Consider the following 16004-nt stretch of genomic DNA (forward strand, 5'->3'; position numbering starts at 1 on the left):
CCTTTATCAATTATCGCTCTAAGCTCGGATACTTCTTCTTGCAGTAATTTGACCCTGTACCTTTTCATCTTTTTTCTAAAGGTACTGAATTATTACGTTATTTTAAATTTTACTTAACACTAGTGATAGACGATATTTTCAATGAAGAAGAGGAACAAGTGATGGAAGGGGAAACTTATTGCTCTCTTCCTCTTCCGGAAGAGGAACATGCAGCATCTATAGGAGGGATGTCAAAATTTTATGAATACTTGGCCAAGAATATGCAATATCCCAGGCTTGCCCGAAAAGCCATGATTGAAGGCCGGGTGTTTGTACAGTTTGTAGTAAGTCCGGAAGGTATCTTAACCGACTTCAAAGTATTGAAAGGAATTGGGGGAGGTTGTGATAAAGAGGCGATTCGCGTATTGAAAAAAGCACCCCCCTGGAAACCTGCCAAGCAAAGAGGCCGTCCGGTAACACAGAGGATTGCCATTCCGGTTTTTTTTCAATTGAGATAGTCGGATAACTACTATCTTTTCTGTTTTTGAGATTGGTTAACAATAGAAAATTGAAAAAAGTACAAAATCATAGAAAATGCATTTTCCTTTGTAAGGCACTTGTAAAGAGTGTGTTATGATTGTTTTTTTATTAGGGTGGCCACTTTCTTTACCAGGTTAAATAAAAAAAGTAAAAAAAAACTTTTGTCAAACTGTATCTTTTTGTGACTCTACCATTATGGAGGTAAAAATCATTCATCTTTAACCCCTGTAAATTATGATAGAGAAACAAAACAATCATTGGAGTAAGGGTAGAGGACTTCATTTACAAATCGGCTTGGTTGTCAGCCTTGCTCTTGTATTGACAGCCTTTGAATGGAAAACCTACGGAGAAAAATCTTTGGTCAAATTAGGAGAATTAGAGGCGGATGTGACAGAGATGATCGTCATACCTATTACGGTAATACCGCCACCGCCACCACCCAAAATCAAGAACCCTACTTTTGAAGTAGTAGATGATGAAATGGAGATTCCGGAGATCGATATCGAAATAGATACGGAACTCGATCCGGACCAGGTTATCGAAGATATTTCCTTTGATGAAAGAGAAGAGGAAGAAAAACCGGTAGAAGAAAATGACGTGTTTTTGTTTTTGGAGGATTCTGCAGAGCCTGAAGGAGGAATGAAAACCTTCTACGAGTATGTGGCTAAAAATATTAAATACCCCAGTCAAGCTCGAAGGTCAACAGTGGAAGGCCGGGTGATCGTACAGTTTGTAGTGGACACGGACGGTTCGTTGACGGACTTGAAAGTGCTGAAAGGGATCGGAGCCGGTTGTGACGAAGAAGCTGTACGTGTATTGAAAAAAGCCCCTAATTGGAAACCTGGCAAACAACGCGGACGTGCGGTAAAACAGAGAATTACTATCCCGATCTTTTTCCAATTACAATAGCCGGAAATATCTGATCCTTATTCTATCCAGTTCCCTGAAATTACATTGATGATGAGTTATTTTACGAAAGAAAAAGCAGCCTCACGCTCAGACGTGAAAATCAACAGTAGTTCGATGGCCGATATCGCATTTTTGCTATTGATCTTCTTTTTGGTAACTACCACGATTGATTCGGAAAAGGGCATTCCAATGCTACTTCCTTCAAAGTTAGATCAGCCGCCTGTCAAGCAGCATGACCGCAATGTTCTGAATATTTTATTAAATGGTAAAAACCAACTCATGGTAGAAGATGAGTTGATGGACAATAATAACTTAAAACAAAAGGTCATGGAGTTTATTAACGGAACACCGGGGGAAAATGCTGCTGATAGTCCGGAAGATGCGATTGTTTCCATTAAAACGACTCGTCAAACCAGCTATGAAGCCTATATATCTACTTTGAATAAGGTGAAGGCTGCTTACTATGACCTCAGGGCCGCTCATTTGGGCCTTAGTGTGGAGGCATATCTGAAGTTAAATGCCAAGATACCTGAAGAAAAAGCTTTACTAGATAAGGCCCAGGCTCAGATTCCGATGAGAATATCGGATGCAGAGCCTGTGGAGATCGACCGGTAGTCCTTGAAGTCGTAGTCATGAGGCAAAGGGGAAAAGCTGTTGCGTTGCAACGGAACTTTTCCCTTTTCCTATTATTTTAAAATATTCTCAATTCTACAATCTGGATTCATTGTGGATCTGTGATAAGGCCTTGTTGTTGTTCAACCGGAAGTTCATCAATACGGGCAGGTGATCAGAAGCTGTGTGTGTACCTTTAAGTACTTTCCAATCCAGTGCTTGAATGTATTGGTTGTAAAAGATAAAATCAATATGTTCATTGGGATTGTCCGAAGGGTAGGTACATAGATTAAGGTTTTTGCTGGCTTCAACAGGTACAGCGGATTTTAAACCTGCTTCTTGTAAAAAGAGTGTGATGGTTGGGTTTTCTGACTGGTGCGGATCGCTATTAAAATCACCTACCAGAAGTACAGGTTTGTCCTGGTATTTTTTGTAAAGGTCTAATACGTATTTGCTTTGTCGTCTGCGCGTTTCCTGATCAAAGGCTTCCAAATGTATATTCATGACAATCACCTCTTCTCCATTCAATTGGACTGTACATACTTGTGCCAAGCGGTCGATATAGAAAGCATCATAATAAAACGGATGCTTGTAGGGGCGTTCTAAAACAATGCGTTTTTGCTCTTTGATGGGGTTGTTGCTCAATATTGCTTGCCCGGATACCAACCGTCCGAAATGTACTTCAAAAGGAAAGTAAGGAAAAGGTACATAGTTCTTATCCCAATTCACGGCAAGGGCGCCTTGCGGAAGAGAGAGTTGTTGCATCAATACTTCATCCTGTTTCACAAAGTATGAGCGGTTTGCATGAAAGTCGATTTCCTGTAAAGCCAATATATCAATGGAATGGGATCCCAGTGCTTTTACGACCTGGCTCATATTCTCTTCAAAAAACTTCTGGTTTTTACGGTAGGGGAGGTTGTTGGTCATTCCTGACAAATAACCAATATTATAGGTGACAATGGTCCAGGTGCTGTCAGGGCTTTCTTTTGCCAGTGAGAGGTTTTTTAATTGAGCGTATTCACTGACATCAAGCCCGGGAGAAGATGCCCAAAAGTAAAAGCCACTGGCTGAAATGACGATGGTCAATAGGATGACCGCTAATAAGGTGAGTAGTTTTTTCATTGTGTTTTTAAGTAATGGTTTAGGTTGAAGGAGTCAGGACTGTCCTAGGTGCTGGCTCTCAGTGGAATATTTGCCTGGTGATTCTTACATAAAATAGTCTTAAAAATACACTTTATTTCCAAATTATTTGAAATAAGAGGCCGTTTCACCACCGGTTTGAACTTTAATTTTTCCAATCGCTAACTTGCTTTCTTGGGGCTATTGCCTTCTTAAATGCGAAGGTTTTATATTTTTGCAACATTAAAAGTGACTTTATGGAAATAGAAAAGAGTTCTTTTGCTACTTTTCTGGGCTTACCAAAGGAAACTATGTAATTTCGGTGGGCTGATAATGATTTTAACGAACATAAATATTTCAAAAAAATATGGAACAAAAAGTGCGTGTGCGTTTTGCGCCCAGTCCTACCGGGCCACTACATATCGGAGGCGTAAGGACGGCTCTTTTTAATTATTACTTTGCAAAAAAGAATAACGGGACGTTTATCATCCGCTTGGAAGATACTGATCAAACGCGTTTTGTGAAAGGTGCTCCCGAATATATCAAAGAAGCCTTGGAATGGTGTGGTATCGTACCGGACGAAAGTCCTTGGAACCCCGGAGAGTGCGGACCTTATGTACAGTCGGAAAGAAAAGACTTGTATGAAAAATATGCCTTGCAACTCGTAGAGGAGGGAAAAGCATATTATGCGTTTGATACCCCGGAGGAGCTGGAGGCAATGAGGGAGCGCTTGAAGGAAGCCAAGGTGGATAACTTGCAATACAATGCCATCACCCGTACTCAAATGAAGAACTCCCTGACGCTTTCTGAGCAGGAAGTAAAAGCCCGTATGGAGGCTGGCGAACCTTATGTGATCCGGATCAAGGTTCCGCAAAAAGAAGAAATACGTTTGCATGATATCGTGCGGGGTTGGGTGAAAGTACATTCTTTTACCTTGGATGATAAGATTTTGATGAAATCCGATGGAATGCCAACCTACCATCTGGCGAATATTGTGGATGATCATTTGATGGGTGTCACCCATGTGATCCGTGGAGAAGAGTGGTTGCCTTCGGCTCCTTTACACGTATTGTTGTATCAATATTTAGGTTGGGAGGATTCTATGCCTCAGTTTGCTCACTTACCTCTGATCCTAAAACCGAACGGAAAGGGTAAGTTAAGTAAACGGGATGGGGATAAATTGGGCTTCTCGGTATTTCCCATCGAATGGAAAGATCCCGAAACAGGTGAAATTTCCAGCGGTTTCAGAGAGGACGGTTTTACTCCGGAAGCATTTGTAAACTTCCTTTCCCTGTTGGGGTGGAACCCAGGTAACGAGCAGGAAATTTTCTCATTTGATGAGTTGACTGAGCACTTTTCATTGGAGCGGATTGTCAAAGCCGGCACCAGCTTTGATATTGACAAAGCCCGTTGGTTTAACCAACAATATTTGAAAAATAAACCGGATGCAGTTTTGGCTACCGAACTGCTGGATATTTTGAGCAAGGAAGGAATCGATTGCTCACCAGAGTTAGCCGAAAAAATTGCCGGGCAAATGAAAGAACGAGTGACCTTCTTAAAGGAAATTCCGAAAGAAGCAGGCTTTTTCTTTGCCACTCCCGAAGAGTACGATGCTAAAGTGGTGAAGAAAAAATGGACGGAAGAAGCGGTACATGTATTTGGTCAGTTCAAAGATGCCGTGTTGACGATGGATGATTTTACGGCGGATACGGTGAAAGAAAAGCTGAATACCGTTTTGGAAGAGAATGGAGTAGGACTTGGTAAAGTGATGCAGGCACTGCGGGTAGCCGTCACCGGAAAAGGAGGCGGACCTGATTTGATGGCCATAATGGAGATTTTAGGAAAGCAAGAAGTACATGACCGGATTCAGAAAGCCATTGAAGAACTTCCTGTAAAAGGTCAGTAAAGATTGATCAGAAATCGTAAAAAGCCGGTGATTGAAACCGGCTTTTGCTTTTCAAACCCTTCCGTGACAAGCAAAGCTATTGATTCTGTTTATTGGAGTTTTCTTCTTTCTGTCCGTTTTTTTTAGGCTTTTGTTCATTCACTTCCTCCGCAATCACCACTTCGCTGGGTGGAGAAGCAAGGTCCGCATCATTGACACTTCCCAAGTAGGTAGGAAGATCGATGCCCGCCTGCTTGGCCAAATCATGAATAGGGGGTAAGGTGCTGATAAAATCTTTGATAAAGCCGGAAGTCGCTCCTTGCTTGCCATTTGCCCCGGAGTCCCAAATGGTAATTTTATCGATTTTGAGATTCGAAATGGCTTCGGTTTGTTTGGAGACCAAGTCGTCCAACTTTTCTAATAATAACAAGGTTGCTGCTGCCTTTGTATCTCCGTGGCAGGCATTGATGATTTCCTGATACCCTTGGGCTTTGGATTTGAGAAGTTGTTTCAAACCTTCTGCTTCTGCCTGGTATTTTGCCAATATCGCATCCGCTTCTCCACGCGCTTCTCTTCGGGTTTGCTCTGCAATGGCTTCGGCCTCGATTTCCCGTTTGCGCTTTTCAATTTCCTTTTGAACGATTTGCTCTTTTTCCAACCGGCTTAATTCCGTAGCTTTTTGGGCTTCCAGAATTTTTTGTAAGGCATTGGCATTGGCTACTTCGCTTATTTTGCGTGCTTCGGCTTCTTTTTCGGCCAAATTCGCATTGTAAGAGGCTACCAGTGCTTTGGATTGGTTTTCTCCTTCTACAGCCTGTGCTTCGTAAGTCGCCACCTTGATCCGTTTGCTGGATTCGGCCTCTTTCACGCCTTCATCAGCTTTGGCTTTTTCAATGGCTAATTGTACTTCTTGCTCCCGTTGGGCACCGGCTTCCCCGGTGGCCGCTTTCGATTCCAGACTGGCAATGGAGATCCGTTTTTGTGTCTCGGCATTCTTTTTTCCCTCTTCTGCTTGAGCCATTTGCATGGCTACCTGGATTTCTTTTTCCCGGTTGGCTTTGGCCTCTCCGGTAGCTCCGGACCCTTCTTGTTCCGCCACCTCTACCCGGGCTTTATTGACGGCTTCCGCTGCGGCTTTCTTACCTATGGCTTCAATATAACCGGATTCATCAGTGATGTCCTTGATGTTGACATTGATCAATTCCAATCCGATTTTATTCAGTTCAATAGCTACATGCTTGTTGATTAGTTGTAAAAATTGCTCGCGGTCTTGGTTAATTTCTTCGATGGTTAATGTGGCGATGACCAACCGCAATTGTCCCAAAATTATATCCAAAGCCTGGTCTCTGACTTCGTCAATCCCTAAGCCCAAAAGCCGTTCAGCTGCATTCAACATGATTTCTTCACGGGTAGAAATGGCTACGGTAAAGGTACTGGGTGTATTGATCCGGATGTTTTGTTTGGATAACGCCCCACGTAAGTCGATTTCAATGGGTAATGGATTTAAATCCAAGTACTTCCAATCCTGAATGACAGGCCAGATAAACGAGCCCCCGCCATGCACACAACGGGCACTTTTGCCTTTGCCTACTTTTCCATAAATGACGAGGATCTGGTTAGAAGGACAGCGTTTGTACCGGCTGATAAAAAAGAGTACTAACACGACCGTGATACCGACCACAATACCAATGATGCTTCCGAAAAATTCCATTTACATAAGGTTTAATGAACTAAAAATAAAGGAGTTGAGGGCTTTGCTGTTCTGGTAAATAACTAAGCCTGGACGTTTTCAGAGGATATTTGGTCTTCGTATTTTTCGACAAGTAATCTACCGTCTTCTACTTGATAAATCAAAACTTTTTCACCGGTTTTTATGGCGGTTCCTTCTGTTTCGGCATCCAACATAACCAGCTTGTGTTGTAAGATAATTTGGATTTGTCCGGTACCTTTTCGTGCTCCGGGAATACTCAAATACACTTCTGCCGTTTTGCCGATGGCATTATGAATATCCAAATTGCCACTGGATTCCAAAAGCTTTAATTTTTTGAAGGCAAATCCGGTCAGGAAGAAAGCGGCTAAGCCTGCCCCGGCAGATATGAGAGAAATCGATATATGTGAAAAATCCGTAATTTTAAAACCCAATACGCCTGTCCAACTACCTGCCATAAGCAAAGCCAGTACTGCCGTGATGGAAAAATCGCCCATCTCCAGGTCCAAATCAACATCCGATTCAATGTCCAATCCCAATAAGTTTAACAGACTTTTTATTCCCAGAAGGCCGGTAGAGGAAACCGCTATAATCCAAAACAAAGCCTCTAAATTGGTAGATGTCTCAAAAAAATCTTTAATGAAATCCATAGACTATTGAGATAGAGTAAAAGAGAGTGTTAATCAACCCCGGTTGGGATTTTGACAGGACAGGCTGGTTGTGCTTATTGGATAGTTGGTTTTTTGGGCGTCAAAAACTGGGTGTTTTTGTTAATGAATTGTATGTTGTTTCAACATCTCTATAATTAGCTATACGTAGAAGTGAATTTTTGTTTTCAAATTTCCAAACTTTATTTCTATCTAATTAAATATTTGATGCATTTATTTTAAATATTGATATTCAGTAGAATTATATTTTACAATGGAAAATAAAACAAGTTTATATTTTGTTGCAGCCTTGCCCGGGCAGGAATTACAGGAAGAAGTTACTCAAATAAAAGAGTATTTTGCCAATCATTATCAGAGTAAACATGCATTGAAATCTCCGCCACATGTAACGGTGCAAATGCCTTTTTACTGGCCGGATCATTTATTGGAAAAATTAAGCGAGCTGCTCCGTAATTTCTCAAAACATTTTCACTCTTTTCCTTTACGTTTAAAGGACTTCGGGGCATTTCCCCCACGGGTAATCTATGTACATGTAGAACCTTCCAAAAAGCTGGAAAAACTCAAAAAAGCGTTGACTTCTTTTTTTGAACATCAGATCATGCTGGATCCCAAATTTTTGGATAAAAGGCCTTATACACCTCATATGACAGTGGCTTTCAAGGATTTGCAAAAGGAACAATTTAAATTGGCATGGGCAGAATTTAAAGAAAAATCATTTTCGTATGATTTTAAGGTAAATGCTCTTTCTTTGTTGAAACACGATGGAACCCATTGGGAGGTGATTGAATCGTTTCCTTTTGGGAGTGAGGACTAAGTAGGGGAAAGTACGACAGAGGTTTGTTACCTTTGAAATCCGTAAACCTAAATTCGCGTGTCTACGTGAGTATATCTTAAATAGGAAAATATCATATCTTAAAAAACGAAATATAATGAATGCTGAAGAGCTGAAAAATATCAAAGAGAGGCTGGAAAAGACCATCCAAACATTGGAAAGTCAGACGAATACCTTGAAAAATGATTTGAATTTGATCAAAGAGTATTTGGCAAAGCCCGATCAGGAAAAAAACAGTCAAGGTGAACAGTTTGTCAACGAGTTGAAAGAACAAGCACACAATACCGAGAATCAGATTGAGATCAATCAAGGCTTGTTACAAAAGTTGAAATCCACCCAGACGGAATCGACCGACTCCAAAGACTATTATGATCGATTGGGAGAAGAGGCTATCAGTTTACTACAACGGATGAAAGATAAAGTCAGCCAGCAAGAAATTCTTTCGGAATTGTATCGTACGGTTACTCCTGCGTCCAAAGAATCCGATAAGGAAGAAAAAACCAAAGAAGAACCTCAAGCACCCCCTTCCGATCCGAAAGCCGACCTGGAATTTGAGAAAAAACTTCAAAAGTTTGAAGAGGAAGATGCTTTGGCCGCTTTGAAAAAGAAGATGGGGATAAAATAAGAACTAGCGATTGGGAATGCCTGGGAAATACCCTCTGTGCACACCTTCGTAGGAGGAGTTCTTTGCCTCCAAAAATTTTTCAATGGCAAAGGTACTGGAGGAGAAAGCAATGTCTTGCCAGGGAATTTCGTGATAGGCAAACATCCGGACCTCAGTACTTTCCAAGGTGCTAATAGAAAAATCCGGGGATTTCATCCGCGCCAGAAAATGTAAATACACCTGATTGAATTGTGGGATGCTGTATAAGACATGGAGCCGGATGATTTCTACTTGGGCATGAGCTTCTTCATACGTTTCCCGGATGGCTCCTTCTTCAGCCGTTTCCCCGTTTTCCAGATATCCGGCAGGCAGGTTCCAGAAGCCTGCACGGGGTTCTATCGCTCTTTTACACATCAGAATTTTGTCTTCAAATACGGGAAGGCACCCCACAACTATTTTGGGGTTTTGATAAAAAATTTCTCCGCATTGTTCACAACAAAACCGAGGTAAACTGTCTCCCTCAGGGATTTTTAAGCTGATTTGCTTGCTTCCGCAATTGCTACAAAAATTCAAGTTTATAGTGTTTAATGGATATTTTTTGAGTAATCACACCTGAATGTTTGACCAAGTTGGGGGAAGGAAAGGTTTTGACTTTTCCCCTCTGATAAATTCCATACCTGGTACTTAGGTGATAACAGGTGTTTAAATTAAGTAATAAATACGGAAGGGAAAAATTCTTGGGTTGGAATACAGTGTGGAATAGGGGAGTGGATTGAGAAAAGAACCGCATACCCTCAATCGACATGCGGTTTTGGGGTGATGTTAGCTTAACCGGTTTTTATACACTTCGTATCCGAATTTTTTAACTAATTGAAAGGTGTTGTCTTCTTTCCAAATACCGATGGAAGGCAAGCCCACCCCGTTAAAACTTGTGGTTTTTACCATGGTATAATGAATCATATCTTCAAAGATGATTTTATCACCCACTTGTAAAGCCTTTTCGAAGTAAAAGTCTCCCATATAATCTCCCGCCAGGCAAGTTAAGCCTCCAAGGCGGTACTTGTGTTTACTCTCGTTTACAGAATGAAGGACCCGTGGTTGATAGGGCATTTCCAGACAGTCTGGCATATGTGCAGAGAAAGAGACATCCAGCATGGCTGTTTGGATATGCCGGTTTTCCACAATGTCAAGTACAGAAGCAACCAAGTATCCGGTGTCCCAAGCTACGGCACTACCAGGTTCCATAATGATTTCGAGTTGATAATTTTGCCGGAGGTTTTTGATCAACTCTATCAAGAGTTCTAAGTCATAGCCTTTTCGAGTCATTAAATGACCTCCGCCCATATTGAGCCATTTGGCTTGGTGCAATAAATGTCCAAATTTCTCTTCCACTGCTTGTAGCGTTTTTTCCAGGTCTTCGGCACCACTTTCACAAAGTGTATGAAAATGCAAGCCCTCAATTCCTTCAGGAAGAGTATCTCCCAATTGCTCAGCCGTAATGCCCAGGCGTGTACCCGGAGCACAAGGGTTATACAGATCTACCTCTACTTCGGAAAATTCCGGGTTGATACGCAGTGCAGTCGATAGGGGTTGTCCGGCTTGTTGAACTTTGGGCTTATATTTTTCCCATTGAGAAAGCGAATTAAATGTAATATGACTACAGATTTTCAGTATTTCATCTATCTCATCTTCCAAATAGGCCGGGCAATATGCGTGTACTTCTCCGCCAAATTCCTCTTTGCCTAATAAAGCCTCGTTTAAGGAACTTGCCGTGGTACCTGGTAAGTATCGACTAACCAGGGGAAAGGCACTGTACATGGCAAAGCCCTTTAAGGCGAGAATGATTTTGGCCCCACTGGCTTTTTGTACATAGTCTATGACCTTCAGATTATTATGCAAAGCCTGTTCATCCAATACAAAGCAAGGAGAGGCTATTTGCTCAAAATCTATTTTAATCGGCATATTTCTTCTTTTTTAAATTCAAGCGAAGTTAGGTACTTATGATGAAATTATCCGGTTTAAGTAACCGTAAAAAAACAGGTTAACGACCTGAAAGCCATTAACCTGAGAGTTGAAACTGTTCTCATTTGAATATTCTAAATTCGAAGAGCGTTGATTGGGTTGGGAGAGAAAGAACCAACCAATCCCTCAACTTTTCTATTTTAATATTCGTGAGGCAATGCCGTGTTCACTTTCTCATGCCATGGCAAGCCATGTTTGGCAAGTTGCTCTAAGAATGGATCAGGGTTGAATTCTTCTACGTTAAATACTCCTTCGCCTTTCCATTGGCCTGTCAACAACATCATGGCACCTACCATTGCCGGAACGCCAGTAGTATAAGAGACGGCTTGTGCTTTCACTTCTTTGTAAGACTCTGCATGGTTACAGTTGTTGTAGATGTAATAAGTCTTTTCCTGTCCGTCTTTCATTCCCTTAATTTGGCAACCGATAGAGGTTTGACCTTCGTAGCCTTCCCCTAAGGATGAAGGTTCAGGTAACACTGCTTTTAAAAACTGTAAGGGGACAATTTCCACTCCTTGGTAGGTAATGGGTTCAATGCTGGTCATTCCTACATTTTGTAAAACTTCCAGGTGTTTGATGTATTCCTGACCAAAAGTCATCCAAAAACGCGCTCTTTTGATGCTAGGGATATTTTTGACCAATGATTCTAATTCTTCATGGTAAAGTAAATAAGACTCCCTCGGGCCGATTTCGGGGTATTCAATCGGCTTGTGAATAGACATAGGGTCTATTTCTACCCATTGACCGTTTTCCCAATACTTTCCTTTCTGGGTGATTTCACGAATATTGATTTCCGGGTTGAAGTTGGTAGCAAATGCCTTACCATGATCCCCGGCATTACAGTCTACAATATCCAAGTAGTGGATTTCATCAAAATGGTGCTTGTTGGCGTAGGCAGTAAACACGCCTGTTACTCCCGGGTCGAATCCACAACCTAAGAGAGCTGTTAAACCGGCTTCTTTAAAGCGGTCTTGGTAAGCCCATTGCCATTTATATTCGAATTTTGCCTCGTCTTTGGGTTCGTAATTTGCGGTGTCAAGATAATGCACCTTGGTTTCCAAGCAGGCATCCATGATCGTAAGATCTTGGTAAGGAAGAGCTACATTAATCACCAATTCAGGTTGTACTTTTCGGATGAGGGATACCAATTCCGGTACGATATCCGCATCCACCTGTGAAGTTTGGATTTCTACTCCCGTAGCCTCTTTTACATCTTGAGCAATTTGCTCACATTTTACCAATGTACGACTGGCCAAATGTATTTCAGAAAACACTTCAGGAACCATTGCACATTTGTGTGCCACTACATTGCCAACCCCTCCGGCCCCGATGATTAAAACCTTACTCATTGCTTGCTGTGTTTATTTTGAAAAATAAAAATATAAAACTGATTTGATTCAATGTTTATCAAGCATCTTTACCTGATCAATTACTTTTCCATTGATTTATATTACTGAATCTATGGATGGATTACAAGTGGAATCGCAAATTATTTAATTGGTAATTAATTGATTATAAGCTTATTATCCTTTGTATTCTGTTGGTGTTTTATCAGCTGGAATTAAAGAGGCACAAATGTAAAGAAAAGGGGGAAGATAAAAAGCGAAATTCGGGCAAAAGATTAGTGGATTCGATGATTTTCTTGTAATATTGGCAGCTTTCTATAGGATACGCGGAAGCGTAATAGGTCTTAAAGGAAGATTTTAAAGTAAATTTGACGTTTGAATTGAATAGTACAATAAGGCACTTCTATCAAGGGAGATGATGCCAAAGCCCTCTTACATAACCAATGATCTTAATAGAATGAAGAAGTTTTTTTTAGGGAGTTTTCTCGTATTGTTTTTAGGTTTATATTCCTGTAAATCTTTTGAACAACCGGAGTTCAAAGGTATAGAGAATGTATCCTTATTGGATTTGGAACAGGATGAAATGCAGTTGGAAGCGGATGCGATTATGTACAACCCTAATGGCATTGCGGCTACGGTAAAGGAAATTTATCTGAAAGTGTATATTGGTGAGAACGAAGTGGCTTCCATGACGGAGGAAATGAATGTAAAGGCTCCTTCCAAAGAGAATTTTGCCATACCGGTAAAGATACGCTTTGCCAAAAAGAAAATCTACAACAATATAATGGAAGGCCTGATTAGTATTTTATCGTCCAAGAAAGTAAACCTGAATTACCAAGGACATATAAAAGTAAAGGCGCTGGGAGTTACTTGGAAAGTTCCCATGCGCCAAAAACAAGAGCTTAAACTTTAATATACTTCTTTTGCAGCTTGTCCAGTAACTGGTTAAGCGAATACAATATAATTCCTATCAGAATGGTCAAAAAGCCATAGAGCGCCCCGGAGGCTATGGCTTTTTCTTTTCCCAATCCTCCAAATTGTTGAAAATCTGCAAAATCGTTGATAAATATAAGTTTGGCCGGGTTGGCAAGTTGCTTTTCAATTTCCTGTTTTCTTTCCAACAATTGCAAATTCCCTTCATACACTTTGATCGGGTCTGCCATGAGGGATTGGGTATTGGCCAGGTCTATTTTTAAAGTAGAACTTGAGCCATTCTTACCATACTGAAATACCGCCTGGTTAATACGGTCTTTTAACGTATCCAAGGTGGCTAAATCATGATTGATTCTTTGCTTCTCCTCTTGTAACAGTTGACGGGAAGTTTTATAGTTTTGGGCTACATAATCGTTGGAAGCGATAAAGCTTTGAAGGCCCTTTTGTATTTTTTCCAAGCCGGTCCCCATCCGGTACATGTTCATGATTAAGACAAATTCTTCACCGTGAATTTTATTGGCCATTTGTAAAGAATCCTTGAGCATTTCATCATTGCCAAAGGCCTCTTCTAAGCTGTAATAATCATAAAAATTAATTGCCCGGATACTTTTGAGAGAACGTGCTTCATCAGGTTGCAGGCCAAGGCGTTTGCCTAATTCCGTGTAGTTACCCTCTTGGCACAAAATGTCCAATTTGTTGATCTCGGAAATAAAACGTATTCCGTTTAGGTATTTTGATTTGACCGTTGAGTTGGTTTCAAAATAAGGTGTGGATTTTTGTTGATACAAAAAACCCGCAAGACCGCCCAACACAGTTCCCAAAAGAAATAATATCCAAAACCGGAAAATGACATAGCGGAAATGAAGGATGACTCTTAGGAAAAAGTTGAGTACACTACCTACCAATGCCGCGATGCTTTTGGTAATATACCCGAAAAACTCCCGTAAATCAATCTCATCCTCATAACGTTTAGGAGGATGAGATTTTGTAATCTGTTCCTCTGACCTCTTATTTTCTTCCATCAATTATCTAAAAAATTATTTGGTACTTGATAAAACCGGATGCGAAAATAGGTATTTTTAGGAAACTTTCACTTCTTTGGACTCGATGAAATCAGGTTTGAATAATTCCTACATTAAAAGATTCAAGTTGTGCCTGATGGTTTGCTGCTTCTATACCCATAGAAATTGTATTACGGGTTGCTAAAGGGTCAATGATTCCATCGATCCACAAACGGGAAGCGGCATAATAAGGGGAGAGCTCTGCATCGTACTTTTGTTTGATTTGTGCCAGTAGCTGGTTTTCTTCTTCCGCACTGATTGTTTTGCCTTTGGCCTTCAAAGAGGCAACTTTGATTTGCAAAAGTGTCTTTGCGGCAGAGTTGCCACTCATTACAGCAATTTGAGCCGTGGGCCAGGCAAAAATCAATCGGGGATCGTATGCTTTGCCACACATGGCGTAATTTCCGGCCCCATAGGAGTTGCCTATTACAATGGTAAATTTGGGAACCACCGAATTGGCTACAGCATTAACCATTTTTGCCCCGTCTTTAATGATTCCACCGTGTTCTGCACGTTTTCCTACCATAAATCCTGTGACATCCTGTAAGAAGACAAGGGGGATGCGCTTTTGGTTGCAATTCATGATAAAACGGGTGGCTTTGTCTGCCGAATCGGAATAAATAACGCCACCCATTTGCATTTCTCCGGATTTGGATTTGACAATTTTACGTTGGTTGGCCACAATGCCCACAGCCCATCCGTCAATCCGGGCATAGCCACAAAGCAAACTTTGTCCGTAGTTCTCTTTATACTGGTCGAATTCGGAATTGTCCACTAAGCGATGAATCACTTCTACCATGTCATAGGGTTTTACCCGGTCAGCTGGAAGAATACTATACAATTCAGAGGGGGACTTAAGAGGAGGGTAAGGCTTGGTCCGGTCAAAACCAGCTTTAGGAAAATGTCCTTGTTTGCTGAGTAAGCGTTTGATTTGGTCCAGGCATGCCTGATCATTTTCACATTTATAATCCGTCACCCCGGATATTTCGGAATGGGTGCTGGCCCCCCCTAAGCTTTCGTTGTCAATGTCTTCCCCAATGGCTGATTTTACCAAATACGAACCGGCCAGAAATACCGAACCCGTACCGTCTACAATCAAGGCTTCATCTGACATTATTGGTAAATAGGCCCCTCCGGCTACACAGCTACCCATGATGGCTGCAATTTGAGGAATTCCTTTGGAAGACATTACCGCATTGTTGCGGAAAATGCGTCCGAAATGTTCTTTGTCGGGAAAGATTTCATCTTGCATGGGAAGAAACACACCGGCACTGTCAACCAAGTACACAATGGGTAAATGGTTTTCCATGGCTATTTCCTGGGCCCGCAAATTCTTTTTAGCCGTGATGGGAAACCAAGCCCCCGCTTTTACGGTGGCATCATTGGCGACAATGACACATTGTCTGCCACTGATGTAGCCAAGTCCTGTAACGACCCCTGCGGAAGGGCAGCCCCCGTACTCTTCATACATTCCTTCACCGGCAAAGGCTCCTATTTCGAGAAAATCGGAATCTTTATCTATCAGATAGTCAATGCGCTCTCTGGCAGTCAGTTTTCCTTTTTTGTGTTGTGAGGCAATTTTTTTTTCACCTCCTCCTTTTTTCACCTCTTCCAGTTTTTTGGCTAATTGGGAGCATAATTCTTTCAAGTGGTCTTCATTTTGGGTGAATTCCAGATTCATTTTCATAGAGCGTGTGTTTTATTTTTGGTTGTTTATCTAGGCTTTGGTCAGCTATCATTAAACATAGATAAAAAGGCCGAAAAATGAAAAATAAACCGCCCGGAA

General features: G+C 41.3%; 15 protein-coding genes. 7 read left to right on the forward strand and 8 right to left on the reverse strand.

Annotated features, from left to right (window positions below; genetic code table 11):
- Window positions 1-122: 122 nt before the first annotated feature.
- From AAG747_RS18225 to AAG747_RS18235, 3 genes are all read left to right on the forward strand, one after another.
- Window positions 123-497 (forward strand): energy transducer TonB, encoded by a 375-nt coding sequence (locus tag AAG747_RS18225; RefSeq protein WP_346822647.1) that lies wholly within the window; start codon window positions 123-125, stop codon window positions 495-497.
- Between the two features lie 256 nt (window positions 498-753).
- Entirely contained in the window at window positions 754-1428 is a 675-nt protein-coding gene (locus AAG747_RS18230) for an energy transducer TonB (RefSeq protein ID WP_346822648.1), read from the forward strand.
- A 48-nt stretch (window positions 1429-1476) separates the two neighbouring features.
- Window positions 1477-2043: an ExbD/TolR family protein gene (locus tag AAG747_RS18235; protein WP_346822649.1), complete on the forward strand. Its 567-nt coding sequence runs from the start codon at window positions 1477-1479 to the stop codon at window positions 2041-2043.
- A 93-nt stretch (window positions 2044-2136) separates the two neighbouring features.
- Here AAG747_RS18235 and AAG747_RS18240 read toward each other — a convergent pair whose 3' ends face one another.
- Window positions 2137-3162: an endonuclease/exonuclease/phosphatase family protein gene (locus AAG747_RS18240; RefSeq protein WP_346822650.1), complete on the reverse strand. Its 1026-nt coding sequence runs from the start codon at window positions 3160-3162 to the stop codon at window positions 2137-2139.
- Window positions 3163-3526: 364 nt separating this feature from the next.
- Between AAG747_RS18240 and gltX the strand changes: the two genes are divergently transcribed.
- On the forward strand, window positions 3527-5065 hold the full coding sequence (gene gltX / locus AAG747_RS18245) for a glutamate--tRNA ligase (protein ID WP_346822651.1): 1539 nt from the start codon (window positions 3527-3529) through the stop codon (window positions 5063-5065).
- 76 nt (window positions 5066-5141) lie between these two features.
- Here the strand turns inward: gltX and AAG747_RS18250 are convergent, their stop codons facing one another.
- Window positions 5142-6755, reverse strand: coding sequence for a flotillin family protein (locus AAG747_RS18250; RefSeq protein WP_346822652.1), 1614 nt, complete (start codon window positions 6753-6755; stop codon window positions 5142-5144).
- 62 nt (window positions 6756-6817) lie between these two features.
- On the reverse strand, window positions 6818-7402 hold the full coding sequence (locus tag AAG747_RS18255) for an NfeD family protein (protein WP_346822653.1): 585 nt from the start codon (window positions 7400-7402) through the stop codon (window positions 6818-6820).
- 271 nt (window positions 7403-7673) lie between these two features.
- On the opposite strand from AAG747_RS18255, the gene AAG747_RS18260 reads away from it, so the two are divergent.
- Window positions 7674-8234: a 2'-5' RNA ligase family protein gene (locus tag AAG747_RS18260; RefSeq protein ID WP_346822654.1), complete on the forward strand. Its 561-nt coding sequence runs from the start codon at window positions 7674-7676 to the stop codon at window positions 8232-8234.
- A 115-nt stretch (window positions 8235-8349) separates the two neighbouring features.
- Window positions 8350-8877 carry a hypothetical protein gene (locus AAG747_RS18265; protein ID WP_346822655.1) on the forward strand — a complete coding sequence of 176 codons (528 nt, stop codon included), beginning with the start codon at window positions 8350-8352 and terminating at the stop codon, window positions 8875-8877.
- 3 nt (window positions 8878-8880) lie between these two features.
- Here AAG747_RS18265 and AAG747_RS18270 read toward each other — a convergent pair whose 3' ends face one another.
- The 3 genes from AAG747_RS18270 to AAG747_RS18280 form a co-directional block, all read right to left on the reverse strand.
- Window positions 8881-9429: an NUDIX hydrolase gene (locus AAG747_RS18270; protein ID WP_346822656.1), complete on the reverse strand. Its 549-nt coding sequence runs from the start codon at window positions 9427-9429 to the stop codon at window positions 8881-8883.
- A gap of 249 nt (window positions 9430-9678) precedes the next feature.
- Entirely contained in the window at window positions 9679-10818 is a 1140-nt protein-coding gene (gene nspC, locus AAG747_RS18275; protein ID WP_346822657.1) for a carboxynorspermidine decarboxylase, read from the reverse strand.
- Window positions 10819-11018: 200 nt separating this feature from the next.
- Window positions 11019-12227: a saccharopine dehydrogenase family protein gene (locus tag AAG747_RS18280; protein WP_346822658.1), complete on the reverse strand. Its 1209-nt coding sequence runs from the start codon at window positions 12225-12227 to the stop codon at window positions 11019-11021.
- A gap of 454 nt (window positions 12228-12681) precedes the next feature.
- On the opposite strand from AAG747_RS18280, the gene AAG747_RS18285 reads away from it, so the two are divergent.
- Window positions 12682-13137, forward strand: a complete 456-nt coding sequence (locus AAG747_RS18285) for an LEA type 2 family protein (protein WP_346822659.1) — start codon at window positions 12682-12684, stop codon at window positions 13135-13137.
- Here AAG747_RS18285 and AAG747_RS18290 read toward each other — a convergent pair.
- The gene (locus AAG747_RS18290) at window positions 13127-14179 is read right to left on the reverse strand and encodes a hypothetical protein (protein WP_346822660.1); all 1053 of its coding nucleotides are present in this window, start codon (window positions 14177-14179) and stop codon (window positions 13127-13129) included. The two genes, AAG747_RS18285 and AAG747_RS18290, sit on opposite strands and share 11 nt — an antisense overlap.
- Before the next feature lie 91 nt (window positions 14180-14270).
- A complete protein-coding gene (locus tag AAG747_RS18295; protein WP_346822853.1) occupies window positions 14271-15899 on the reverse strand; it encodes an acyl-CoA carboxylase subunit beta in 1629 nt (542 codons plus the stop codon).
- Window positions 15900-16004: the final 105 nt, after the last annotated feature.

Origin of the sequence: Rapidithrix thailandica, from assembly GCF_039710355.1 — a bacterium.
In the GTDB taxonomy this organism is placed as follows: Bacteria; Bacteroidota; Bacteroidia; order Cytophagales; family Flammeovirgaceae; genus Rapidithrix; species Rapidithrix thailandica.